Below are 22,839 nucleotides of genomic sequence, written 5' to 3'. Positions count from 1 at the left end.
GGCGCTACACCTCCAGCAGGGCGCGGCGCCGGAGCGGGCGCACGAACAGCTCGGCGAGGTCGCCGGCCTGCTCGTAGCCCTGCACGGGCGTGAACAGCAGCTCGATCGACCACTTGGTCGACAGCCCCTCCGCCTCCAGCGGGTTGGCCAGCCCGAGACCGCAGACCGTCAGATCCGGCCGGGCCGCCCGGCAGCGGTCCATCTGGTCGTCGAGGCTCTGGCCCTCGGTCACCCGCGTGCCCGCAGGCAGCAGCTCGATCTCGGCGGCGAGGTGCCCCCGGTGTAGGTAGGGCGTCCCGACCTCCACGAGCTCCGCGCCGAGTTCCCGGGCGAGGAAACGGGCGAGCGGCACCTCCAATTGCGAATCGGGGAAGAAGAACACGCGCTTTCCGCCGAGTTTTTCGCGCTGGGGCGCCAAGGCGGTCTCGGCGCGGGCGCGACCCGGGGCGGTCGCAGCCTCGAAGGTTTCGTCCGAGACGCCGAACGACTCGGCGGCCGCCCGCAGCCAGCCGGTGGTGCCCTCGGCGCCCAGCGGGAACGGCGCGGGCAGGCGGCGGGCGCCGCGCTCCTCAAGGGCACGGGCGGTGTCGGTCAGGAAGGGCTGGGCGAGCAGGTAGCGGGTAGCCCGCCCCACCGCTGGCATCGCGCCGGCCCGGCGGGCGGGCAGGAACCGGACATCCGCGATACCCATCGCGGCGAAGATCCGGAGAAACTGGTCCTCGACCACGTCGGCCAGCGCGCCGATCACGAGGAGCGACGGCGCGGCCGTCTCGATCTCGCGCGGCAGGTCCGGCACCAGGGCGGCGAGGCAGGCATCCTCGCCCTGCGTGAAGGTCGTCTCGATGCCGGAGCCCGAATAGTTCAGCACCCGCACCGGGGCGAGCCGGCCCGACAGGCGCTGCGCCGCCCGGGACAGGTCGAGCTTGATCACCTCGGACGGGCAGGAGCCCACCAGGAACAGGAGCTTGATGTCCGGCCGTCGCTCGATCAGCCGGGTGACGACGCGGTCCAGTTCCTCGTTGGCGTCGGCGAGGCCGGCGAGATCGCGCTCGTCGATGATCGCGGTCGCGAAGCGCGGCTCGGCGAAGATCATCACCCCGGCCGCAGACTGGATCAGGTGCGCGCAGGTGCGCGAGCCGACCACGAGGAAGAAGGCGTCCTGGATCTTCCGGTGCAGCCAGACGATGCCGGTGAGCCCGCAGAACACCGCCCGCTGGCCCTGCTCCTGATGCAGGTCGATGCCGCCGCAGGAGGCCGCGTGCGCCAAGGGGGCGTTCATGACAGCGCCTCGGCGAGGCGCGCCGTGCGGCGATCGCCGCCCTCCAGGCGGGCGGCCCGCAGCTTCAGCAGGAACTGGCCGGCATTGACCACGTAGCTCGCGTAGGCGGCCAGCGCGAGGAGGAGGAGTGTCCGACCATCGATGGCGTGCGTGGCGAGGGCGGCGAGGTAGGCGGTGTGGAGGGCCAGCACCAGCATGCTGACCACGTCCTCCCAGAAGAAGGCGGGCGCGAACAGCCAGCGGCCGAACACGACTTTTTCCCAGACCGATCCGGTGATCATGATCGCGTAGAGCGCCAGGGTCTTGAGCACCACCGAGGCTTCGGCGGCGAACAGGCCCGCGCCGGTGGTGAGGGCGCGCAGCACAAGGATCAGGCTGACGAGGAAGATTGCGAATTGCAGGGGCGCCAGGATCCCCTGGACCAGCGTCCACGGCGTCGCGTCGCGCCGCTCCCGCTCGGCGGGCGTGTAGAGCGGTCGTGCCGATCGGTCCCTGGGACCCATGCATCCGCCCCCCATGCACCCGGCGGCGCCTGCGGCTCCGTCGTTGACAGAGGCTAGGGCGTCGTTCCCAGAAGTGTCAAGTGCGCTTGACGGTATCCTGCTCTGACAGGGGGTGCGATCTTTTTTCTTCGTCTAAGATCATTGCCAAGTTCGTCAGGAAGCGTATCGTCGCGCTGCCGCCGGAGACTGTGGCGACTTGGCTGGTCAGATTTAGGGACCAACGAAGACGAAGAATAGACAGGCGAGCAACGCCGCACCCGATTCGCAAGCGGGGGCGCCGGACCTTTGATGGCCGGGGCCGTTTCAGGGAGGGATGCCGATGGGAGACTGGAGGCATTTCGGTGAGCGCCTGGAATACGGCCCGCCCTCGGCAGGCTGCGGACCCGCGTGCGATGCCCTTCCCCTCTACCGTGATGTGCCCGCCGCCTGGCCTGACCGGCAGTCGCCTCTGCCCGAGGCGCTCGCGCGGGTCGTCGAAGCCGAGATCCTGCCCCGGCTGATGCTGGCCCACCGCCCGGTCGCCGGGCGTCGGGCGCAGCAGGCCGGGCGTGCACCGAGCCTGCATGAGATCGCGGCGTTCAGCGCCCTGCTCCTGGCCCCCGGACCGGTCGATCTCGACGCCGAGGTGGAGGCTCTGCGGGACGGCGGTCTGCCGCTGGCGCGCCTGCTCCTCGACCTGCTCGCCCCGGCGGCGCGGCACCTCGGGGCTCTCTGGGAGGAGGATGCCTGCGACTTCCTGGCCGTCACGGAGGCGCTCGGCCGGCTCCAGACGATGAGCCGGCACCTCTGCGCGGAGCTGGAGAGCGAAACGGTCTCCGCGAACGGGCGCAGCGTCCTGCTGCTGCCCTGCCCCGGCGAGACTCATCGATTCGGCCTGTCGATCGTCGCGAGCTTCTTTCGGGAGGCCGGCTGGGACGTGACCACGGCGGCGCCGGGACCCGATCTCGATCCCCTGGACCTGCTCGGCATCGAATGGTTCGACGTGGTCGGGCTGTCGCTCTCCTCGGATGTCCTCCTGCCGGCCCTGGCGACCGCCGTCGCGGATGTGCGCCGCGTCTCGCGCAATCCGGGAATCCGCGTGCTCGTCGGCGGCCCCTATTTCGCGCGCCCCGGCGGCGATGCCGGGATCGTCGGCGCCGATGCCTGCGCGGCCGATGCCTGCCTCGCACCCGCCGCGGCGGAAGCTTTGCTGGACAGACAGGCATTGGCCTGCTGAAAGGGTTGTAACCCGAACATCACATTACGGTGACCGTGACTCTCCAGCCTCGCCCCACCCCGCAGCAGCCGCCCGCGGCCCTGCAGCAGGTGGCCGGTCACCTCGACGGAGAGGTGGCCGGGCGCATCGTCGCGGCTTCTGCCGACCTGTCCCTGGTGATCGACGCCGACGGCGTGATCCGCGACGCGACGGTCGGCACGGATCTCGATGCGGAGAACATCCCCGGCTGGCTGGGCCGGCGCTGGGTCGACACCGTGACGGTGGAGAGCCGGCCCAAGGTCGATGCCCTGCTGCGCGACGCCCGGCCCGAGGGCATCACGCGCTGGCGCCAGATCAACCATCCTTCCCCCAGCGGCATCGACCTGCCGATCCGCTACGCCTCGTTCCGTCCGGCCGAAGGCGGTCCGATCCTGGTTCTCGGGCGCGACATGCGGGCCGTATCGGCGCTCCAGCGCCGGCTGGTGGAAACCCAGCAGGCGCTGGAGCGGGATTACGACCGGCTCCGCGCGGCCGAGACCCGCTACCGACAGCTGTTCCAGATCTCCGGTGAGCCGGTTCTGGTGGTCGATGTCGGCACGCGGCGGGTCGCCGAGGCGAACCCGGCTGCCGCACGCCTGCTCGGGCGCCCCGCCAAACGCATCGTCGGCCAGGACGCGGTCGACCTGTTCGATGCCGCCAGCACCCGGGCCATCGAAGCCCAGTTCGCCGCCCTTCGGGCAACCGGGCAGGCCGGGGAGATTCGGGCCACCCTGCCGCACGGGCGCGGCGAGGTGACCGTCTCGGCCTCGCTGTTCCGCGGCGAGGGCGGCGCCAGCGCGCTGATGCGGCTCGTGGCCGATCCGGTGGCCGCCGAGGCCGGGGCCGATCAGGAGGCGCCCACCCGCGCGGTGATCGAAGCGATGCCAGAGGGCTTCGTGGTCACCGACCCGTCCCGGCGGATCCTCACCGCGAACGCGGCCTTCCTGGAATTGGCGCAGCTCGCCACCGAGGGGCAGGCGCGGGGGCGGACCCTGGACCATTGGCTCGGCCGCGAGGAGACCGAGGCGCAGGCCCTGTTCGCCACTCTCGTCGACCACGGGGCCGTGCGCCGGTTCGCCACAGTGATCCGCGGCACGTTCGGCGGAATCGAGGACGTGGAGGTCGCCGCCGTCTCGGTAGCGGGCGCGCGGCCCTGCCTCGGCTTCGCGATTCGGCCCGCACCACGGCGGATCCCCGAAGGACGGTTCGAGGGCCGCATGCCGGGCGGGCGGGAGGTGCCGCGCTCGGTGGAGCAGATGGCCGAGCTGGTCGGGCGGGTCTCGATGAAGACCCTGGTGCGCGAGACGACCGACCTGATCGAGAAGCTCTGCATCGAGGCGGCCCTGCGGATCACCCGGGACAACCGGGCCTCGGCGGCCGAGATGCTCGGCCTCAGCCGGCAGGGCCTCTATGCCAAGATGCGCCGCTACGGCGTCGGCGATCTCGACGGTCCGGTCGAGGAGGACTGAGGCCTCCGGCGGCGATCTGCGCCTTCGCCCGTCACCCCGGGGCCGCGGAGCGGAGCCCAGGATCCAGATCTACCAACATGCCTGGAACCTGCACTCACGGCGGCTCTGGATTGCCCGCCTCCGGCGTGACCCTCCGGGTCCGGGCTCTCCTACGGCGCCCCGGAAGGACGAAGTCCATATCGGCGCGCAACGCAGGCCGCATCCGCAAGGCAGCGCATTGCCGACAAGGGTGCGCGCCGCAGGCCCTGTCGAGGAACGCGCCCCGCCCCGATCCCGCATTGCATCGAGGGTAGCTTCCTGCCCTGCGGCCCGCCACTCCGCGGTGCGCTGGATAATGTATTTTCAACTCGCGGCTGTATTCGCGAGACAAATGACGCGCACGCCGAAACCGGATATGTAAATCTCACTTGACACTCGGTGCCGCGCCGGTAGCCTCCTGCCATGGCCGCCACGCCCGCCCCGAGCGCAGTCATCGAGCTGCTGAAGCCGCTGACATGGTTCGCACCGATGTGGGCGTTCGCCTGCGGCGTGATTTCGTCGGGTCAGCCGGCGCACGGCCAGTGGCCGGTGATCGCCGCCGGGGTGCTGCTGGCCGGGCCGCTGGTCTGCGCCACCAGCCAGGCGGCCAACGACTGGTTCGACCGCCACGTCGACGCGATCAACGAGCCGAACCGTCCGATCCCCTCCGGGCGCATCCCCGGCCGCTGGGGGCTCTACCTCGCCCTCGGCTGGACGCTGCTATCCCTGGTGGTGGCCGCGGCTCTGGGTCCCTGGATCCTCGGGGCCGCCCTGTTCGGTCTGGTGCTCGCCTGGATATACTCGGCGCCGCCGGTGCGGCTGAAGCGGAACGGCTGGTGGGGCAACGCCGCGGTGGCGCTCTGCTACGAGGGGCTGCCCTGGTTCACCGGAGCCGCCGTCATGGCCGCCGCCCTGCCGGACCGGCGGGTGCTCGCGGTCGCGCTGCTCTACGCCGCCGGCGCCCACGGCATCATGACCCTCAACGACTTCAAGTCGGTGGAGGGCGACCGGCGCATGGGCCTGCTGTCGCTGCCGGTGCAGATGGGCTCCGAGCGCGCCGCGCGGTTCGCCTGCCTGGTCATGGCCCTGCCGCAGGTCGCGGTGATCGCGCTCCTCGTCGGCTGGGAGCGGTACTGGCATGCCGGCCTCGTCGCGGCGCTGCTCGCCGGCCAGTTCGCCCTGATGGCCCGGTTCCTCGAGAATCCGCGGGAGCGGGCGATCTGGTACAACGGCACCGGCACCACCCTCTACGTCCTCGGCATGCTGGTCGCGGCCTTCGCGCTGCGCCCGCTGGTGGGAGGGTCGTGATGGCGCAGGATCGAAGCGCGGGCCTCGGCTGGCCCCAGATCGTCCGCCTCGGCCTCGTCCAGACTGCGCTGGGCAGCGTCGTCGTGCTGATGACCGCCACCCTCAACCGGGTGATGGTCGTGGAACTGGCGCTCCCTGCCTTCGTGCCGGGCCTGCTGGTCGCGCTGCACTACGCCGTGCAGGTCCTGCGCCCGCGCTGGGGCTACGGGTCCGACCGCAGCGGCCGGCGCACCCCCTGGATCGTCGGCGGCATGGCGGCCCTCTGCCTCGGCGGGTTCGGCGCCCGCCTGCGGCACCGCGCTGGCGGCCGAGAACCTCGCCCTCGGGTTGGGACTGGCCGCCCTCTCGTTCCTGTGCGTCGGCATGGGCGTCGGAGCGGCCGGGACGTCTCTCCTCGTCCTCTTGTCGGGCGGCGTCGCGCCGGCGCGGCGGGGCGCGGCCGCCACCGTCGTCTGGGTGATGATGATCGTCGGCTTCGCCGTCACGGCGCCGCTTGCCGGGCACTTCCTCGACCCGTTCTCGGGCCTGCGACTCGTGGCGGTGTCGGGCACGGTCTCGCTCGTCGCCTTCTGCGTAGCGGCGGTCGCGGTCGCCGGCGTCGAGCGCCGCCTGCCGGTCCGGGCCCCCGAGGCCGCGGAAATGCGCCGGCCGTTCTTCACCGTGCTGGCCCAGGTCCTGGCCGATCCGGTGGCCCGGACCTTCACGATCTTCGTCTTCGTCTCGATGCTGGCCTACAGCGCCCAGGAGCTGATCCTGGAGCCCTATGCCGGCCTCGTCTTCGCGATGACCCCCGGCGCCACCACCAAGCTCGCCGGCCTCCAGCACGGCGGCGTGCTCGCCGGCATGCTGCTGGTGGCGGCGGTGACCCTCATCGCCCGCGGCACCGCCCTCGCCTCCCTGCGGCTCTGGATCGGGATCGGCTGCGCCGGCTCGGCGGCCGCCCTGTTCGCCCTCGCGAGCGGCGCGGCGTCGGGCGCGGACTTTCCGCTCCGCGCAACGGTGTTCGCGCTGGGCGTCGCCAACGGCGCCTACGCGGTCGCCGCCATCGGCTCGATGATGGCGCTCGCCGGCCGCGGCGACGCGCGGGAGCGCGGCACCCGCATGGGCGTCTGGGGCGCCGCGCAGGGCGTCGCCTTCGGGGCCGGCGGCTTCCTCGGGGCCGTGGCGGTGGATGCCGTCCGGCTCGTCACCGCCGAACCCATCCAGGCCTACGCGGCGGTGTTCGCCGCGGAGGGCGTGCTGTTCCTCGTCGCGGTCGTCCTGGCGGCGCGGCTCGACTCAGCCCCGGCACCGGATCCGGTGCCGCTCGATCCTGCCTTCAGCGTGAGGTGAGGCCATGGCGCGGTTGGATGATGGCGGCTCCGGTCGCGACCGCTACGACGTCGTCGTGGTCGGCGGCGGTCCCGCCGGGGCCACGGCGGCGACCGACCTCGCCCGGGCCGGGCACGCGGTGCTGCTCCTCGACAAGCCCGGCCGGATCAAGCCCTGCGGCGGTGCCATTCCGCCCCGGCTGATCCGCGACTTCGCGATCCCCGATGCGCTCCTCGTCGCGAAGATCCGCTCCGCCCGGATGGTGGCGCCGAGCGGCAAGGCCGTCGACATGCCCGTCGGCGAGGGCTTCGTCGGCATGGTCGACCGCGAGCATTTCGACCCGTGGCTGCGCGCCCGCGCGGAGACGGCCGGTGCGAACTTGCGCGATGCCGCGTTCGAAACGATCACCCGGCCCGATGACGGACCGCCGCTGGTCCATTTCAACACCGGCGCGGGCGAGAGCCTCGCCCGCCACGCCGTCCGGGCGCGCCTCGTCATCGGGGCCGACGGCGCCTGCTCGCCCGTCGGCCGCGCGGAGGTGCCGGGCCACGCCAAGATGCGGCAGGTCTTCGCCTATCACGAGATCCTGCAGGTGCCGGAGGCCGGCGCCCCCGGGGCCGAGGCGGTCGAGGCGACGCGCTGCGACGTCTACTACCAGGGCCGCCATTCGCCGGACTTCTACAGCTGGATCTTCCCCCACGGCGACACGCTGAGCATCGGCACCGGCAGTGCGAAGAAGGGCTTCTCCCTGCGTTCCTCGATCCGGGCCCTGCGCACGGCGACCGGGCTCGACCACGCGAAGACCCTGCGCCGCGAGGGCGCGCCCCTGCCGCTCAAGCCCCTGAAACGCTGGGACAATGGCCGGGACGTGCTGCTGGCGGGCGACGCCGCCGGCGTCGTGGCGCCGGCCTCCGGCGAGGGGATCTACTACGCGATGCTCGGCGGTCGGCTCTCGGCCGAGGCCGCCGCCGTCTTCCTGAAAACCGGCGATGCCCGGGCGCTCGCGGGCGCGCGGAAGCAGTTCATGAAGCTGCACGGCCGCGTGTTCTGGATCCTCGGGATGATGCAGTGGGTCTGGTACCGCAGCGACGGGCTGCGGGAGCGCTTCGTCTCGATCTGCCGGGACAAGGATGTCCAGCAGCTCACCTGGGACAGCTACATGAACAAGGAGCTGGTCCGCGCCAAGCCCGCCGCCCACGCGCGGATCTTCTTCAAGGACCTCGCCCACCTGTTCCGCTGGGTCTCGCCGTGACCGTCTTGGCCGGCTCCGGCTGGGGGCCGCCCGCGGTCGCGGCCGTGGCCGCCGTGCTGGTGGCGATTGCCGGCGCCGTCGCGACCACCACGGACGGCTGGTACCGGGGCCTGCGCGTGCCGGCCTGGAAGCCGCCGGACTGGGCCTTCGGGCCGGTCTGGACCGTGATCTTCGCGCTCACCGCCACCTCCGGGGTGCTCGCCTGGACCGGCGATCCCGACCCGATTGCCCGAGGCGTGCTGCTCGCCGCCTTCGCGGTGAACGGGGTGCTCAACATCGCCTGGAGCGTGCTGTTCTTCCGGTGCCGCCGGCCCGACTGGGCGCTCGCCGAGGTCGCGGCCCTGTGGCTGTCGATCGTCGCGCTGGTGCTGGTCACCGGCCGGGTCTCCGGCGCGGCGGCGCTGATGAACCTGCCCTACCTCGCCTGGGTCAGCACCGCGGCCTGCCTGAACCTGCGGATCGTCCGCCTCAACGCGCCCTTCGGGAAGCCCGCGTGATGGAGGCGCCGATCGCCGCCGCATTCGCCTCGGGGCGGATCATCGATGCCATTCTCCTGCTCGTCGCCTGCGAGGCGCTCGCCCTCGCCTGGATCGGCCGCCGGCGCGGGCTGCCGCTGCCGTCGCTGCTGACGAATCTCGCCTCGGGCGCCGCGCTGATGCTGGCCCTGCGGGCGGCGTTGGTGGGGGCCGGCTGGGTCGCGGTCGCCGGGTGGATGCTGGCGGGGCTCGTCGCCCACCTGGCCGATCTCGGCCTGCGGTTCCGGGCGGCCACGGCACAACGCCGCAGCCCGGCGCCGGCCGGAACAACGCCGCAAACGGTCGCGTTCACGCGCGTCACCTGATTGAAGAAACTCTAAAGTTGCCTCGGGAGGTTGCCATGAAGCGCACGAACGCCCTCCCGTCCGGCTGGGCCTCCGCCCCGATCCTGGCGAGCCTGTTCCTGGCCGCCCCGGCCCTGGCGCAGGACGGGTCGTCCGACCAGATCGAGCGCGGCAAGTACCTCGTCACGATGGGCGATTGCGCGGCCTGCCACACGGCGCCGGGCGGCAAGTTCCTCGCCGGCAACTACGCGCTGAACATGCCGTTCGGCGTGATCATGACCCCCAACCTTACCCCCGATAAGGACACCGGGCTCGGCAACTGGAGCTACGACGACTTCGATAAGGCGTTCCGGCACGGCTACAGCAAGAATGTCGGCTACCTCTACCCGGCCTTCCCGTTCGGCTGGTTCACCAAGGTCACCGACGACGACACCAAGGCGATCTGGGCCTACCTGCAATCGGTCCCGGCGGTGAACGAGAAGCGGCAGGAGAGCCAGATCCCGTTCCCGTTCAGCGTCCGCACCGCGCTGGTGACGTGGCGGACGGCCTTCTTCACGGATGAGCGCTTCAAGCCCGACCCGAACGCCAGCGCCGAGGTGAACCGCGGCGCCTATCTGGTCGAGGGCCTAGGCCACTGCGCCATGTGTCACAACGAGAACAAGCTCGTCGGCAATTCGAGCTTCGCGGGCCGGTTCGGCGGTGGTGTGATCGACGGGTGGTACGCCCCGAATATCACGCCCGACGGCCACCAGGGCATCGGCGCCTGGACCGACGAGCAGGTGGTCACCTATCTCAGGACCGGCACCGCCCCCGGCGACCGGCCGGGCGTCGCCGCCGGCCCGATGCGCCAGACCATCATGGAATCCCTCTCCAAGGTGAAGGAGGAGGATCTGAAGGCGATGGTCGCGTATCTCCGCACCGTGCCGGCCAAGCAGACCTACAAGCCCAAGGACCTCGCGGCCTTCGACAAGCCGGACGCGCCGGGCGCCTCGACCTACCTGACCTACTGCTCCTCCTGCCACCAGCCCGACGGCAAGGGCATCCAGGGCGCGGTCCCGGCGCTGGCCGGCAACACCTCGGTAATGTCGGAGGGGCCGGAGACGGTGCTGCGGGTGATCTACGGCGGGCTCGCCGCCCAGAGCGGCCTCGCCCCGATGGTGGCGATCGGCCAGCAGATGACCGACGTCGAGGTTAAGAACGTCACCGACTACATCCGCAATTCCTGGGGGAACAAGGCGCCGCCGGTGACCGGCGACAAGGCCTCCGAGGCGCGGGCCGCCACCAAGACCATGCTGGCCGGCACGGCGCCCTGCGCGGAGATCGAGCAGGACAAGCTCAAGGCCGCCTTCGACCAGCTCGGCGTCCAGAACACCCTCAAGGGCGTGAAGCAGCAGGACTTCGTCCCGACGCTGGTTCGGCTGGTGCCGCAGATCAAGGCGGCCGATACGGGGGCCAACGACGACGATGTGGTCAACGCCCTGACCACGGCTTTCTGCAAGGTCGGCCGCGACGACCCGCAATATGGCAGCCCGAGCTGGCCGGCGGTGATCGGCACCTTCGCCAACGTGGCCTACAGCCAGGTGAAGCATCCGGAGAAGCAGGCGGCGAACGTGCCGTCCGCGACGACGCCGCCGATGAAGAACTGAGAGGCGCCCCGTCTTTCCGGAGCGCATCGGCTGCCGGACGAGACGGGGTTGCCGATCTCATCCTGCCCCGTCGCGGTTCTGGGTTGCCCGCCTCCGGCGTGCCCCTTCGGGTCCGGGCTCCGCTGCGCGGCCCCGGAAAGACGGGTCGGGCTGCGGGCCGGTCCGGCTCCCAGGGTCCCGCAGAGATCCGACCAGCGCCGTCTTTCCGGGGCGACGCAGGCGAGCCCGGAATCCAGAGCCGCAACGCCTGCCGGATTGGGTCAGGCCGCGTAGGTCCAACCTGCCGATGCGGCGCGCCCGGAATCCGGGCCCTGCTGCGCAAGCCCAGGATGACGGGCTCGGTGGAACGCGGACGGTCGCGCTTCGTTTGAGGGTCGGCCCTTAGATCCCCAGACCCGGAGCCGCCGTGTCCAGCCTCATCCGCATCCTGCTCGCGATCTTCTTCCCGCCGATCGCCGTGCTCGTCACCACGGGCTTCGGCCTGCAGTTCCTGCTCAACATCGTCCTGTGGATCCTGGGTTGGCTGCCCGGCACGGTCCACGCCCTGTGGCTGATGAACCGCGACCGCCCGCTGGTCTGAGCCATCCCCGGCGACACCCGTGCGGAAAATCCGCGCGGGACCGATTAGAACTTTTATTCCTTACCCTGTACGCTATCGACGCGTGAGACCGGGATGCCTGAACAATAACAGGCCTCGAAACCCCGGCCAGGGAGGAAACATGAACGAGATCGTCAAGCCGGACTCTCTGATCGTCTCCGAGGCCGAGAGCCTGACGGAGACCTTCTTCGGGGGGTGCCCGCACGATTGCCCCGACACCTGCTCGATGCTGTTCGACGTCAAGGACGGCCAGCTCCAGGGCGTGCGCGGTAACCCGGATCACCCGATGACCCGCGGCGGTCTCTGCGTGAAGCTGAAGGATTACGAGAAGCGCCACTACCACCCGGACCGGCTCCTCTACCCGATGAGGCGGGTCGGCCCGAAGGGCTCGAAGCAGTTCGAGCGGATCACCTGGGACGAGGCGCTCGACACCATCGTGTCGCGCTGGAAGGCGATCATCGACCAGTACGGGCCGCAGGCCATCGCGCCCTACAGCTACCTCGGCAACCAGGGCCTCGTGCACGGGCTGAACGGCGGCGACGCGTTCTTCAACCGCATGGGCGCCACCGTGACCGAGCGCACCTTCTGCGGCGAGGGCTCGTGCACCGCGTGGCTCCTCACCGTCGGCCCGACGGCCGGCCTCGACCCGGACAGCTACATCCACTCCAAGTACATCGTGATCTGGGCCTGCAACTCGGTCAGCACGAACCTGCACCACTGGGCGATCGTGAAGGACGCCCAGAAGAAGGGCGCCAAGGTCGTGGTGATCGATACCTACGCGTCGCGCACCGCCAAGGCCGCCGACTGGCACATCGCGCCGAAGCCCGGCACGGACGGCGCGCTCGCCATGGCGCTGATCAACGCGATCATCGCGCAGGGCCTCGTCGACCAGGACTACGTCGACAATTACACGGTCGGCTTCGAGGAGCTGAAGGAGCGCGCCGCGGACCGCACGCCCGAATGGGCCGCGGAGATCACCGGCGTCTCCGCCGACGACATCCGCAAGCTCGCCCGGGAAATGGCCACCGAGCAGCCGGTGGGCATCCGCATCGGTGTGGCCCTTGAGCGGCACTATGGCGGCGGCCAGACCATCCGGGCGGTCGCCTGCATCCCGGCGCTCACCGGGGCGTGGCGCCATGTCGGCGGCGGCATCACGCAGTTCGGCGTCTGGGAGCACCCCTACAAGTTCGACGTCATCTGCCGCCCGGACCTGATCCCGGAGGGCACACGCGTCGTCTCGAACCTCCAGATCGGCCGCGCGCTCACCGGCGAGATGAAGCTCGACCCGCCGATCATGTCGATGATGTGCTGGAACTCGAACCCCGTCACGCAGGCGCCCGAGACCGACAAGATCGTCGAGGGGCTCATGCGCGAGGACCTGTTCATGGTCTCGGCCGAGCACTTCATCTCGGACACGGCCTCCTACGCCGACATCCTGCTGCCCGCCACCATGGGCGCCGAGATGGAGGACATGATCCTCTCGTGGGGCCACCTCTACCTGACCTACAACACCAAGTGCGCCGAGGCGCCGGGTGAGGCGATCCCCAACAACGAGATCTTCCGCAGGCTCGCCGCGCGGCTCGGCTTCGAGGAGGAGAACTTCAAGTGGAGCGATGCTGAGTGCCTTGAGCACTACGTCGACTGGAACGCCCCCGCCTGCGAGGGGATCGACCTCGCCTACATGCGCGAGCACGGCTTCGCGCGCCTCAAGGTCGGCACGCCGGACGACCGGGCGCCGCATCGGGAGGGGAACTTCCCGACGCCGACCGGCAAGTGCATGCTGAAGGTCGAGGGCGCCACGAACTTCGTCGCCCCGCCCTTCCGGCAGATGTACGAGGGCTTCCAGCCCGGCGAGGCGCTGGACCCGCTGCCGGACTACCTCGGTCCGCGCGAGTCGCACACGAACGATCCCGAGCTCGCCAAGCGCTATCCGCTCAACATCGTCTCGCCGAAGAGCCACTACTTCCTGAACTCCTGCTACGCCAACATGGAGGACAAGCAGAAGGGCCAGGGCGAGCAGTTCGTGATGATCAGCCAAGCCGATGCCGATGCCCGCGGCATCCGGGACGGCGACCGGGTGAAGGTCGGTAACGACCGCGGGGCGTTCAAGGGCGTGGCGCGGATCACCGACGACGTGAAGGCCGGGATCGTGGTGGCGACGCTGGGCTACTGGCGCCAGCTCAACGAGGGGACGGTCAACAGCATCTCGTCCGGCGCCTTCACCGACATGGGCCACGCCCCCTCGTTCTCCGACAACCTCGTCGAGGTCTCACGGGCGAACTGAGGCTGCGGGCGACGACCGGCGCGAACGGCTCGGCTTCGGCCGGGCCGTTCGTGCATAGCGGCACGGTGCAGCGCACGCTCATCGTGAGGAGTCCGCAGGGATCACGGCACCTTTCGGCGCCCGCCTTCGAGGCCGACGCCGCGCGCCGGCCGCTCGGAACGACGAGGCGGACGGGATCCCGGGCCCTGGCGCGATCGGAACGCGCCTTACGGCTTGGCCTTGTCGTCGCCCTTCCGGAGGGCGGGCTTCGCGTCGACCTTCGACTCCGTCTTGGCCTCCACCTTGGCCGTCCTGACCGCATGCGCCTTGGCGGCCGGCTTCGGCGAGGCCGTCTCGGCGTGCGCGAGCTTGACCGGCTCGGGCACGACCGCCGCGTCGACCGCCGGGGTCGGCGGGGCGGCCGGAGTCGGATTGTCCTTGGCGAACAGCTTGCCGAACAGCTTCTGGTAGGCGCTCGGGTCGCCATCAGCATCCGCCACGGCGATCCGCGCGGGCTTCTCCGGCAGCGCCGCGGTGGTCTCGACCTTGGCGTCGACCTTGGGCTCGGGCTCGACCCGGTTGGCCATGAGGGTCGTGGCCGCCGGCTTGGCGCCCTTGACGGCCCCCGCCTTCGCGGCCTTCGCCGGCTCGGCGCCGGCCATCATCACTGTCTGGCCCTTCGGGCTGACCTCGATCTCCTGCGGCCCGGCCGCCAGGGTCTCCGGGCGGCTGACGTCGCCGAGATTGTGCCGGCCGTATTCCTTGGCATCGTAGGGCAGCACCGTCTCTGTGCCGCCGAGGCTCGCGAAGGCGCTGGTGTTGGCCGGCGGGCGGAAGACCGGGTTCTGGCCGCCGTCCTGGTAGACCACCCGCACCGCCGGGGTGCCCTTGGCGACGAGCTCGGCCACCGCGTGCGCGTCGCGCTCGCTCTTCTCCGCGACCTGCGGATCGACCTTCGGCTTGCACGAGCCTGCCGCCGCGTCGGCGCCGCCGAACACGTACTTGGTCCCGCACTGGCCGACCTTCGGCTCCTCGCGCAGGGCCTCGAAATAGTCCGAGCCCTCCTTGAGGTTCTGCCAGAACCCGATGTTCGGGTCGTTGCGGAACTTGGCCATGTTCTCGGCCGTCATGCGGAACGGGTAGGACTGGAACTGGAAGCTGCGCTGCCCGCCGATGAACGCCTCGCGGGCGATGGCGTAGATCTCCGCGATGGTGGCGTCGGTCATGGCAAAGCAGCCCGCCGACGAGCAGGTGCCGTGCACCATCAGGTACTTGCCGGTACGCCCGTTGGCCCGGTCGACGGCGTTCGGGAAGCCGGTATCGAACGAGAGATAGTACGAGGAGTTCGGGTTCATCAGGCCCGGGGTGATCGTGTAGAACCCCTCCGGCGCCTGCCGGTCGCCCTCGCGGGTCTTGGGGCCGAGCTGGCCGGACCAGCGGCAGATCGGGTAGGTCTTCAGGAGCGCGTAGCGGCCGTCGCCGCCCCGCTTCCAGACCTCCATCTCCGCTTCCTTCTTGAAGGTGCGGATCAGGATCGGGTCGGATTGCTGCATCCCCTTGGTCTGCATCAGGGCGACCGTCTGGGGGGCGATCGGCGCGAGGCTGCGCGCGCTCGGGCCGTTGATTCCGGAACCGTCCTGGCAGGCGGCGAGCGACAGGGCCAGCAGGGACGCCGCCGCCAGCAGTCGCGCGGTCGCGAGACGCGCCGTCATGGGGAACCTCGATGTCCTATGCGCGCCCGCGGGCCTTATTGGCCATCGTCGGGCGCCACTCCCCAACCCAATAGGCTCGTTAAGCTTGCGCCTTCCTTACCGCAAGGACCCGGTTGCAACACTGGATTGTTCCCACATGCGCCGAGCCCGCGAATGCGCGCTTTCCACAGGCGGCCCCGGGATGGCGACAGGGCTCGCTCAGCCGAGCACGGCGGGCCGCCGGGCCGCCTCGGCGCGGATGATCTCGACGAGCCGGGCATCGTCGGCCGGGTCGGCGAGGCGCATGCCGACCGGCTCCGAGGGGGTGCGCACCGTGAGCCAGCGGAGCGTCGGCCGCAGGTCGGTGGCTTCCGCGACCTCCATGCCCGGGTGCCCCGGCTCGAGCTGAAGGAAGGTCAGATGGTTGCGGCTTGCCCGCGGTCCGAGGAGGTCGTCGATCGCCTCGACCACGTCCCGGGGCGTGTGGAGATGGGTCATCATCCACAGGCGGTTGTCGGTGCCGGGCGTGTCGAGTGCCTTGCGGATCCGGCGCACGCCCTCGGTGAGGAAGGCGTAATCCGCGTCATTCGCCGCCGGATCGTGGTGGTTGAACACGCATTCGAGCCCGTGGCGCTCGCGATAGAGCCGGTGACGCCCGCGCCAGATGCCGGGCCCGCGCCGCTCCGCCTCCGGGATGGTCTCCAGCTGGCTCCGGTCGACGAGCGCGGCGAAATCGTCCGCGAGGCAGTCCCGGGCCATGCCGGGCATCGAGAAGATCCAGTCGAGCGGGCCCGACCACTGGCGCAGATCCAGGGTCTTGAGCACGTGCGCCATCTGGCAGTTGCAGCCCAGCGAAATGTGGTTGTGCGAGCCCGGCTCCCGGGCGTCGCGCCGGCCGATGAGCCGCCCGAGGGCGCCCAGCAGGCCCCCGGTCGCCCCGGGCGCGGTCACAGCGTCCGGCCGATGGCGAGGAACTTCTCGGCGCGGCGGTCGCGGATCTCCTCGGGCGTGAGGCCGTCGAACGGGGCGAGCGACTCGGCGATGGCGTCGCCCGCGGCGCGAATCGCGCCCTCGCGGTCGCGATGGGCCCCGCCGGTGGCCTCCGGGATGATGGTGTCGATCACGCCGAGGCGCAGCAGGTCCTGGGCGGTGATCTTCATGGCGGTGGCCGCGTCGGAGGCGCGGCCCTGGTCGCGCCACAGGATCGAGGCGGCGCCCTCGGGGGAGATCACCCCGTAGATCGCGTGCTCCAGCATGAGCACCCGGTTGGCGGTGGCCAGCGCGATCGCCCCGCCCGAGCCGCCCTCCCCGATCACCACGGCGACGTTGGGGACGCCGAGGGCGAGGCAGGCCTCGGTCGAGCGGGCGATGGCCTCGGCCTGGCCGCGCTCCTCCGCCTCGATGCCCGGATAGGCGCCGGCGGTGTCGACGAAGGCGATGACCGGCAGGCCGAACCGGTCGGCGGTCTCCATGAGGCGCACCGCCTTGCGGTAGCCCTCGGGGCGCGCCATCCCGAAATTGTGGCGCAGCCGCGCCTCGGTGGTGGCGCCCTTCTCCTGGCCGAGCACCAGGACCGGCCGCCCGCGGAAGCGGCCGAACCCGCCCAGGATCGCCTCGTCCTCGCCGAAGCTGCGGTCGCCGGCGAGCGGCGTGAATTCGGTGATCAGCCCGCCGCAATAATCCACGAAGTGCGGACGCTGCGGGTGGCGCGCCACCTGGGTCTTCTGCCAGGGGGTCAGGTTCGCGTAGATCTCGGCGAGCGCCTGGCCGGCCTTGGCCTCGAGCCGGCCGACCTCCTCGGCGATCGAGACCGCGCCGTCGCGCGCACTCACGGCGCGCAGTTCCTCGAGCTTGGCCTCCAGCTCGGCCACCGGCTTCTCGAAGTCGAGGTAGGTGCGCGTCACCGCCATCGTGTCACAGGTCTTCCCGGAGTCCGCCGCGCGAAGGGCGGCGGGCGCGAGGTGTTGGCGATGGCGGGATTGGTGTCAACCGGCGTCGTGGCCGAAGGGCCCGCGCCGGCCGCCCGTCACCCCCGCGTCAGGTCCTCGCGAGCGATCCGGTGACAATGCTCCAGGTAGCCGCGCTGGTGCTCGCCCATCAGGTCGGTGACCACGGTCCAGAGCCAGCCCGGCGCGTCCGGTCCCGGGCCGGAGGCGCGGACCGCTGCGATCCAGCTCCGGCGGGCGTCCCCGTCCATCTGGCGGCCGTGGGCCCGGCCGAGGATCGCCGCGAGGTGACCCGAGACGCGCACCGCCTCGCTCCGCGAGAATTGCTCGGCGTCGATCTTGAGATCCTGCGGCATCAGCTCGCGGACCGTGACCGGCGTGCCCTGGAAGTGCGCGGCCACCATCCGGTCGCCGAGGTTGGGCGACAGCGCCCGGGCGCCCGCGACGACCCGCTCGGCATGGTCGGCCGGCATGGCGGCGCCCGGGGCGGCGGGCGCGAGATGCGGCACCGCCTCCTTCACGTCGAGGAGCGCGAGGTGCGGACGGTCGCCGCCCAGGACCTCCACCAGGCCGGCATAGCGCAGGCGTCCGAGGGAGCTGCAGCCCTTGATCCAGTAGGCGGCATCGAGCAGCCGGATCTCGGCATCCGAAGCCGCGCCGCCGAGCGCCAGGACGAGCCGCCGCACCTCCGGATCGCGGCTGAGGGCGTCGAAGGCCGCATGCTCGTCGGGGTCGAGGTCGAAGAACCGGCTGCCGCGCGGAAGGCGGCCGGCCTTGCCCTTCAGGCGCTCGCGGGACAGGTGGCGCCAGCGCCGCCCGAGCGCCCGCCGCTTCGTCGTGGCGACGATCTCGGATTCGGCGATGTCGCGCTCGGCGCCTTCGGGGTCGGCGATCCCGTCGGCGTAGCCGTCGGCCATGGCATCCATCATCCGGGCGGTGACGATGCCCGGCAGCGTCGCGTTGAGCGCGGCGGTGACCAGGGAGAGCGCCAGCCGGACGAGGTCGAAGGCCGGGTTCGCCACCACGGTCTGGTCGAGGTCGCGGACCTGGATGTCGATCTGCCCGTCCGGGCCGGCGAGCGCACCGAGATTGCCGAGATGGGCGTCGCCGCAGATCCAAACCGGCGGCCCCTCGGGCAGCGCCCCCGCCGGCATGCGGGCGAGGAGCTCGTAGAAGTGGGCCGTGCTGCCGCGGACATAGGCGTGCGGCGAAGAGGCGATCTTGCACAGGCGGCGGTGCTCCAGCACGCTCGCGTCGCGGCCGGTCTGTGCCGGCACCTGCATGTCCATCCGGGTCGTCCGATTCTCTGCCGGCGCCGAACTGGCACCGGGCTGTCCTGGCACGGCTATCCTAGGGTTTTCATCCCTAAGCAGGGGTAAGCGATTTGACGCGCCCCGCCTTGAAGGGCCTGCGATGATGCCGCGCTCCGAACGCCCCGCACCCCGTCCCGCTGCCGGGTCCACGCGGTGATCGGCGAGCCTACCCTCGAGATGGTCGCGATCCGCCCCGGCCTCTGCTTCCCGGCGGCCTTCGCTGGGCTGGGACCGGGAGGAGCTCGGCCATCCGGCCTGCGGACCATGGTGCCGATCTGCGTCTCGGCCGGCACGGCGATGCTGCTGGCCGACTGGCTGCTGACGCTGCAGCGCCTGCGGCGGCTCGAGACGGTGCTCCGGCGGCGCAGCTAGGGCACCGTGACCGTCGCATTCGGGCCGGACGCGGATCTGGCCACGCTGCTCGACCTGCGCGCCACGATGGGCTTCCGGGTGAAGGCCAGCACGCTGGTCCAGGGCAGGACGGCGGCAGCCTGCGCTGCATCGGATCCCGCCGCGGGGTCTCGCCGGCCTGGGCGCTCGACGCCGTGGCGCGGTTGTGGGCGGCGCGGGCGGGCAGGCCGGCTGGGAGGATCTGAGCTGAGCGGACCGCTCGCGGCGCTCAGGCCGCCTGCGGCTCGACCCGGTTCCGTCCCGCCGCCTTGGCCCGGTACAGGGCGAGATCGGCACGCCGGAGCATGTCTCCGGCGCTGGCATCCTCCGTGTGCCGCACGGCGACGCCGATCGAGACCGTCACGGGGACCGATCGGGTGCATCGCTGCACCGTGAACGGCACCGCTTCGACCCGCTCGCGGATGCGCTCCGCGATGATCTGCGCCTCGACAAGGCCGGCCTCCGGCAGGATCACCACGACTTCCTCGCCGCCGTAGCGCGCCACGATGTCGACCGGCCGCGTGTGCTGGCGGACCCGCTCGGCGAAGCCGCGCAGCACTTCGTCGCCGGCCTCGTGGCCGAAGCTGTCGTTGATGCCCTTGAAGTGGTCGATGTCGAGGATCAGCGCGGCGAGCGCCGGTCGCCGCGTGGCCTCGTCGGCGAAGAGCGCGCCGAGATGGTTGTCGAGGTAGCGCCGGTTGTGCAGGCCGGTGAGGGCGTCGGTCACGGCCATCTGCAGGGAGGCCTGCATCGCCCCCCGGAGCGCGTCCGTGAAGCGCTTGCGCTTCACCTGCGTGCGGACACGGGCCGTCAGTTCGTTCCGGTCGACCGGGCGCATCAGGAAGTCGTGCACGCCGAAATCGAGGCCGCGCACCACGCGGGCGCGGTCGTGCTCCTCCGCCAGCATGATCAGCGGCGTGGCGCGGGTCCGGTCCAGGGAGCGGAGCTGGCTGCACAGGCGCAGGCCGTCGAAGCCCGCGAGGTCGAGGCTGACCAGGGCGAGGTCGAACCCCTCCTCGGCGGCGCGCTGGAGGGCGGCGTGCGGGTCGGGCTCGATCGTCACCGCGTGGTGCTGGCGCAGCGCCCCCGCCATCCGGTCCGCCGCGCCGGGACGGTCCTCGATCAGCAGGATCCGGGCGTCGAGGCCGGTCTCCGCGGTGGCGAGCGCCAGGGGATCGCCGATGCCGAACTCCCGCGAGGCCAATGCCCGCTGGCGCAGCTCGTCGGTGACCGCCTTGAGGCGCACGAGGCTGCGGACCCGGGAGAACAGGGCGGTGTCGTCCACGGGCTTGGTCAGGAAGTCGTCGGCGCCGGCGTCGAGCCCGCGCAGGCGGTCCGAGGGCTGGTCGAGGGCCGTGACCATCACCACCGGGATGTGGGCGGTGACCGGGTTGCTCTTGAGGTGGCGGCAGACCTCGAACCCGTCCATGCCGGGCATCATCACGTCGAGCAGGACGAGGTCGCACAGGCCCTTCTCGCAGATCGCGATGGCGTCAGGGCCGTTCATGGCGGCGAGCGTGTCGAAATATTCCAGCCCGAGCTTCGTTTCCAGAAGCTTCACGTTCGGGAACAGATCGTCGACGATCAGGACGCGGGCCGACATGGTTCCTCGCTGACACGCGGCTGGGCGGCCCGGATCGGGCGGGTCGGCGTACGGCCGCGCATCGGGGGGACGGTTGAGGAGGCGACCCGGTCCGGCGCGGCCGGGTCGCCTCCTCAACGGTGCGCCCCTGCGGGGTCACCGCGGCTCAAGATACGCGCGAACCGTTGCTAAAAACTTCGCGACCGAGATGGGCTTCGACAGGTAGGCCTCGCAGCCGCCCTCGCGGATCCGCTCCTCGTCGCCCTTCATGGCGAAGGCCGTGATGGCGATCACCGGGATGCTCTTGAGATCGTCGTCCTCCTTGAGCCACTTGGTCACCTCCAGCCCGGAGACCTCCGGCAGCTGGATGTCCATGAGGATCAGGTCGGGATGGTGTGCCCGCGCGAGCTCGATCGCCTCGATCCCGTGGGCGGTTTTCAGAGTCGCGTAGCCGTTCGCTTCCAGGAGGTCGTTGAACAGCTTCATGTTCAACTCGTTGTCCTCGACGATCAGCACCGTCTTCTTCATGATCCGTTGTCCCGGTGCGCGCCGATCATGATTAGTGGGCGGTGAAGCCCCTCCGTCGCCTTTGTAGCGTTCACATGTTGATGAATGGCAAACCTCTTCAAGGGGATGAAGCCGCCGAACGGCTCGCCCTGGACGTTCTTTTGTGGATCACGGCCGAGGATGACCGCCTCTTGCCGTTCCTGGCAGCGAGCGGACTCGGCCCCGAGACGCTCCGGGAGAGCGCCCGGGAGCCGGCCTTTCTGGTGGGCGTTCTCGACCATGTGATGGGCGACGAGAACGTGCTCCTCGCCTGCGCGGCGGCACTCGGCGTCAAGCCCGAGCGGATCGCCGCGGCGTGGCACAGGCTGTCGCCGCGCCCCGACGACGAGTGGGCGTGAGGGGCTGAACGCTCGGGACGTTCGTTTCCGGAGGCGTCGATCCGGCCATCATTCCGGGGCGCCGCAGGCGAGCCCGGACCCGGAGGGGCACGCCGGAGGCGGGCAATCCAGACGCACCGATGTGCCGGGCCTGGCCGCGTCGGCGGATCTGGATCCCGGGCACCGCTGCGCGGCCCCGGGATGACGGTGCGCACCGGGTCGCCCCGGTTCCTGCGGGAGACAGGCCCGGGTGGTCCGGGCCCTCAGGGCGTGCAGCCCTTGCCCGAATCCTTGTCGCCCCGCCCCGCCTTGGCGTCGATGTCGAGGGCGGTCATGTCGCCCAGGATGGCGAAGTCGCCGTAATCGAGCTTGAGCGCGCCGCTGACGCCGTTCTCGTAGAGGTCGAAGCCGAGGGTGTAGATCGGCGTGCGCTCCCCGGCGCCCTCCGTGTAGTAGCTCAGGCGCACCGGCCAGTGCGGCATCCCGGCGAGCGGCCCGTCGCGCAGGGGCTTGTCCCGCGCGCCATCGGCGGCCGGGGCCGGGCCGGTCGCCGTATGGCCGATCACCGCGAAGGTGTCGTAGACCTTCTTGCCGTCGTCCGAGCCGTCATAGACCTTGACCGAGACGGTCGACTGACCCGCCCGCGCCGCGTCGATCAGCCGGCGCATGTGCTCGCTCGGGAACAGCACCGGCCCCGTCACGGTGAACGGCTTGGGACCGCCCTTCAGCTTCACCGTGAGGGCGTCGCCCTGCTCGGAGGCGGTCCCGTCCACGGGGGCGGCGGGTTGGTTGTTGGTGAGCGTCGTCGTCTTGAACCGGAACTCGCGGCCTTCCCCGCCCTCAAAGGTGGTGCTGCGCATGTCGGACAGGCGCGTGCCGGACTCGCCGGAGGAGAGTTCCGTCACCTGGCGGGTCAGCATCGTGTAGCCGCGGCAGGCATCGCCCCGGAAATCGATGACGATGCGCCCGCGGGCGCTCTCCACCGAGCGGGTGCCGCTGCCCTCGGCGAGCGACAGGTCGTAGACCGCGCGATGGTTGGCCAGCACGATCGCGGGGGCCGCGGTCGGCGCCCCGGGCGCGGGGGGCTCGGAGACGGCGGGGGCCGCCTGCGCCCCCCACGCGGAGACGAGAAGGCCGGCCGTCAGGAGTCGGGAGAAGCGCAGGCGCATGGACAACCTCGGTTCGGTCCGCCGCAGATAGCAGGCTCAGGGAATCGGGCAATGGTTGGGTGACGGTGCGTCCGGTGATCCACGCCGTCATTTCGGGGCGCCGCAGGCGAGCGCGGAAACCGGAAAACGCCCCCGGTGCAGATGCTTGCCGCGTCGGCGGCTC

The 22,839-nt window shown here is 71.1% G+C and carries 20 protein-coding genes and 1 pseudogene; 12 read left to right on the top strand and 9 right to left on the bottom strand.

Annotated elements, in window-relative coordinates:
* Nucleotides 1-4: 4 nt before the first annotated feature.
* On the bottom strand, nt 5-1,279 hold the full coding sequence (locus ABIE45_RS16755) for a ferredoxin:protochlorophyllide reductase (ATP-dependent) subunit N (RefSeq protein WP_192710293.1): 1,275 nt from the start codon (nt 1,277-1,279) through the stop codon (nt 5-7).
* Entirely contained in the window at nt 1,276-1,782 is a 507-nt protein-coding gene (gene bchF / locus ABIE45_RS16750; RefSeq protein ID WP_192710294.1) for a 2-vinyl bacteriochlorophyllide hydratase, read from the bottom strand. The genes ABIE45_RS16755 and bchF overlap by 4 nt, the downstream gene beginning before the upstream one ends.
* Nucleotides 1,783-2,101: 319 nt before the next feature.
* Between bchF and ABIE45_RS16745 the strand changes: the two genes are divergently transcribed.
* The 10 genes and pseudogenes from ABIE45_RS16745 (at nt 2,102) to ABIE45_RS16700 (ending at nt 13,722) form a co-directional block, all read left to right on the top strand.
* Entirely contained in the window at nt 2,102-2,998 is an 897-nt protein-coding gene (locus ABIE45_RS16745) for a cobalamin B12-binding domain-containing protein (RefSeq protein WP_192710295.1), read from the top strand.
* Nucleotides 2,999-3,027: 29 nt separating this feature from the next.
* Nucleotides 3,028-4,485: a transcriptional regulator PpsR gene (gene ppsR, locus ABIE45_RS16740; protein ID WP_192710296.1), complete on the top strand. Its 1,458-nt coding sequence runs from the start codon at nt 3,028-3,030 to the stop codon at nt 4,483-4,485.
* Nucleotides 4,486-4,926: 441 nt separating this feature from the next.
* A complete protein-coding gene (gene chlG / locus ABIE45_RS16735; RefSeq protein ID WP_192710297.1) occupies nt 4,927-5,811 on the top strand; it encodes a chlorophyll synthase ChlG in 885 nt (294 codons plus the stop codon).
* Nucleotides 5,811-7,143, top strand: a pseudogene (locus ABIE45_RS16730) (BCD family MFS transporter). Before chlG ends, ABIE45_RS16730 begins: the two are co-directional and overlap by 1 nt.
* 4 nt (nt 7,144-7,147) lie before the next feature.
* Nucleotides 7,148-8,374, top strand: a complete 1,227-nt coding sequence (locus ABIE45_RS16725) for a geranylgeranyl diphosphate reductase (protein ID WP_192710299.1) — start codon at nt 7,148-7,150, stop codon at nt 8,372-8,374.
* The gene (locus ABIE45_RS16720; RefSeq protein ID WP_373622399.1) at nt 8,371-8,871 is read left to right on the top strand and encodes a TspO/MBR family protein; all 501 of its coding nucleotides are present in this window, start codon (nt 8,371-8,373) and stop codon (nt 8,869-8,871) included. Before ABIE45_RS16725 ends, ABIE45_RS16720 begins: the two co-directional genes overlap by 4 nt.
* Complete coding sequence (locus ABIE45_RS16715) at nt 8,871-9,215, top strand: hypothetical protein (protein WP_192710300.1); 345 nt, start codon at nt 8,871-8,873, stop codon at nt 9,213-9,215. The genes ABIE45_RS16720 and ABIE45_RS16715 overlap by 1 nt, the downstream gene beginning before the upstream one ends.
* Nucleotides 9,216-9,250: 35 nt before the next feature.
* Entirely contained in the window at nt 9,251-10,840 is a 1,590-nt protein-coding gene (locus ABIE45_RS16710) for a c-type cytochrome (RefSeq protein WP_192710301.1), read from the top strand.
* Between the two features lie 406 nt (nt 10,841-11,246).
* Nucleotides 11,247-11,420, top strand: coding sequence for a YqaE/Pmp3 family membrane protein (locus tag ABIE45_RS16705; RefSeq protein ID WP_192710302.1), 174 nt, complete (start codon nt 11,247-11,249; stop codon nt 11,418-11,420).
* Between the two features lie 139 nt (nt 11,421-11,559).
* The gene (locus tag ABIE45_RS16700) at nt 11,560-13,722 is read left to right on the top strand and encodes a molybdopterin oxidoreductase family protein (protein WP_192710303.1); all 2,163 of its coding nucleotides are present in this window, start codon (nt 11,560-11,562) and stop codon (nt 13,720-13,722) included.
* A gap of 206 nt (nt 13,723-13,928) precedes the next feature.
* On the opposite strand, the gene ABIE45_RS16695 is transcribed toward ABIE45_RS16700, so the two are convergent.
* From ABIE45_RS16695 to ABIE45_RS16680, 4 genes are all read right to left on the bottom strand, one after another.
* Nucleotides 13,929-15,413 carry a murein L,D-transpeptidase family protein gene (locus tag ABIE45_RS16695; RefSeq protein WP_192710304.1) on the bottom strand — a complete coding sequence of 495 codons (1,485 nt, stop codon included), beginning with the start codon at nt 15,411-15,413 and terminating at the stop codon, nt 13,929-13,931.
* A 198-nt stretch (nt 15,414-15,611) separates the two neighbouring features.
* The gene (locus ABIE45_RS16690; protein ID WP_192710305.1) at nt 15,612-16,343 is read right to left on the bottom strand and encodes a papain-like cysteine peptidase; all 732 of its coding nucleotides are present in this window, start codon (nt 16,341-16,343) and stop codon (nt 15,612-15,614) included.
* Nucleotides 16,340-17,302, bottom strand: a complete 963-nt coding sequence (locus ABIE45_RS16685; RefSeq protein ID WP_192710306.1) for an acetyl-CoA carboxylase carboxyltransferase subunit alpha — start codon at nt 17,300-17,302, stop codon at nt 16,340-16,342. The genes ABIE45_RS16690 and ABIE45_RS16685 overlap by 4 nt, the downstream gene beginning before the upstream one ends.
* Before the next feature lie 116 nt (nt 17,303-17,418).
* Nucleotides 17,419-18,627, bottom strand: coding sequence for a DUF2252 family protein (locus ABIE45_RS16680; protein ID WP_192710307.1), 1,209 nt, complete (start codon nt 18,625-18,627; stop codon nt 17,419-17,421).
* 177 nt (nt 18,628-18,804) lie between these two features.
* Here ABIE45_RS16680 and ABIE45_RS16675 point away from each other — a divergent pair, with 177 nt between their 5' ends.
* A complete protein-coding gene (locus ABIE45_RS16675; RefSeq protein ID WP_192710308.1) occupies nt 18,805-19,023 on the top strand; it encodes a hypothetical protein in 219 nt (72 codons plus the stop codon).
* Between the two features lie 247 nt (nt 19,024-19,270).
* Here the strand turns inward: ABIE45_RS16675 and ABIE45_RS16670 are convergent, their stop codons facing one another.
* A complete protein-coding gene (locus tag ABIE45_RS16670) occupies nt 19,271-20,644 on the bottom strand; it encodes a PleD family two-component system response regulator (protein ID WP_192710309.1) in 1,374 nt (457 codons plus the stop codon).
* 135 nt (nt 20,645-20,779) lie between these two features.
* A complete protein-coding gene (locus tag ABIE45_RS16665) occupies nt 20,780-21,151 on the bottom strand; it encodes a response regulator (protein WP_007560977.1) in 372 nt (123 codons plus the stop codon).
* A gap of 74 nt (nt 21,152-21,225) precedes the next feature.
* Here ABIE45_RS16665 and ABIE45_RS16660 point away from each other — a divergent pair, with 74 nt between their 5' ends.
* The gene (locus ABIE45_RS16660) at nt 21,226-21,528 is read left to right on the top strand and encodes a DUF3572 domain-containing protein (RefSeq protein ID WP_373622396.1); all 303 of its coding nucleotides are present in this window, start codon (nt 21,226-21,228) and stop codon (nt 21,526-21,528) included.
* A 242-nt stretch (nt 21,529-21,770) separates the two neighbouring features.
* Here ABIE45_RS16660 and ABIE45_RS16655 read toward each other — a convergent pair whose 3' ends face one another.
* Entirely contained in the window at nt 21,771-22,676 is a 906-nt protein-coding gene (locus ABIE45_RS16655; RefSeq protein WP_192710311.1) for a cell envelope integrity EipB family protein, read from the bottom strand.
* Nucleotides 22,677-22,839: the final 163 nt, after the last annotated feature.

Source organism: Methylobacterium sp. OAE515 (assembly GCF_041806315.1).
GTDB classification, from domain to species: domain Bacteria; phylum Pseudomonadota; class Alphaproteobacteria; order Rhizobiales; family Beijerinckiaceae; genus Methylobacterium; species Methylobacterium tardum.
This window is presented reverse-complemented; position numbering and strand designations above follow the sequence as displayed.

What these genes read in the sequence shown, in the direction of transcription:
- chlG (WP_192710297.1), top strand. Translation starts at nt 4,927, where the DNA reads ATGGCCGCCACGCCCGCCCCGAGCGCAGTCATCGAGCTGCTGAAGCCG.
- bchF (WP_192710294.1), bottom strand. Translation starts at nt 1,782, where the DNA reads ATGGGTCCCAGGGACCGATCGGCACGACCGCTCTACACGCCCGCCGAG.
- ABIE45_RS16695 (WP_192710304.1), bottom strand. Translation starts at nt 15,413, where the DNA reads ATGACGGCGCGTCTCGCGACCGCGCGACTGCTGGCGGCGGCGTCCCTG.
- ABIE45_RS16725 (WP_192710299.1), top strand. Translation starts at nt 7,148, where the DNA reads ATGGCGCGGTTGGATGATGGCGGCTCCGGTCGCGACCGCTACGACGTC.
- ABIE45_RS16745 (WP_192710295.1), top strand. Translation starts at nt 2,102, where the DNA reads ATGGGAGACTGGAGGCATTTCGGTGAGCGCCTGGAATACGGCCCGCCC.
- ABIE45_RS16715 (WP_192710300.1), top strand. Translation starts at nt 8,871, where the DNA reads ATGGAGGCGCCGATCGCCGCCGCATTCGCCTCGGGGCGGATCATCGAT.
- ABIE45_RS16660 (WP_373622396.1), top strand. Translation starts at nt 21,226, where the DNA reads ATGTTGATGAATGGCAAACCTCTTCAAGGGGATGAAGCCGCCGAACGG.
- ABIE45_RS16755 (WP_192710293.1), bottom strand. Translation starts at nt 1,279, where the DNA reads ATGAACGCCCCCTTGGCGCACGCGGCCTCCTGCGGCGGCATCGACCTG.
- ABIE45_RS16655 (WP_192710311.1), bottom strand. Translation starts at nt 22,676, where the DNA reads ATGCGCCTGCGCTTCTCCCGACTCCTGACGGCCGGCCTTCTCGTCTCC.
- ABIE45_RS16680 (WP_192710307.1), bottom strand. Translation starts at nt 18,627, where the DNA reads ATGGACATGCAGGTGCCGGCACAGACCGGCCGCGACGCGAGCGTGCTG.
- ABIE45_RS16685 (WP_192710306.1), bottom strand. Translation starts at nt 17,302, where the DNA reads ATGGCGGTGACGCGCACCTACCTCGACTTCGAGAAGCCGGTGGCCGAG.
- ABIE45_RS16670 (WP_192710309.1), bottom strand. Translation starts at nt 20,644, where the DNA reads ATGTCGGCCCGCGTCCTGATCGTCGACGATCTGTTCCCGAACGTGAAG.
- ABIE45_RS16710 (WP_192710301.1), top strand. Translation starts at nt 9,251, where the DNA reads ATGAAGCGCACGAACGCCCTCCCGTCCGGCTGGGCCTCCGCCCCGATC.
- ABIE45_RS16665 (WP_007560977.1), bottom strand. Translation starts at nt 21,151, where the DNA reads ATGAAGAAGACGGTGCTGATCGTCGAGGACAACGAGTTGAACATGAAG.
- ABIE45_RS16700 (WP_192710303.1), top strand. Translation starts at nt 11,560, where the DNA reads ATGAACGAGATCGTCAAGCCGGACTCTCTGATCGTCTCCGAGGCCGAG.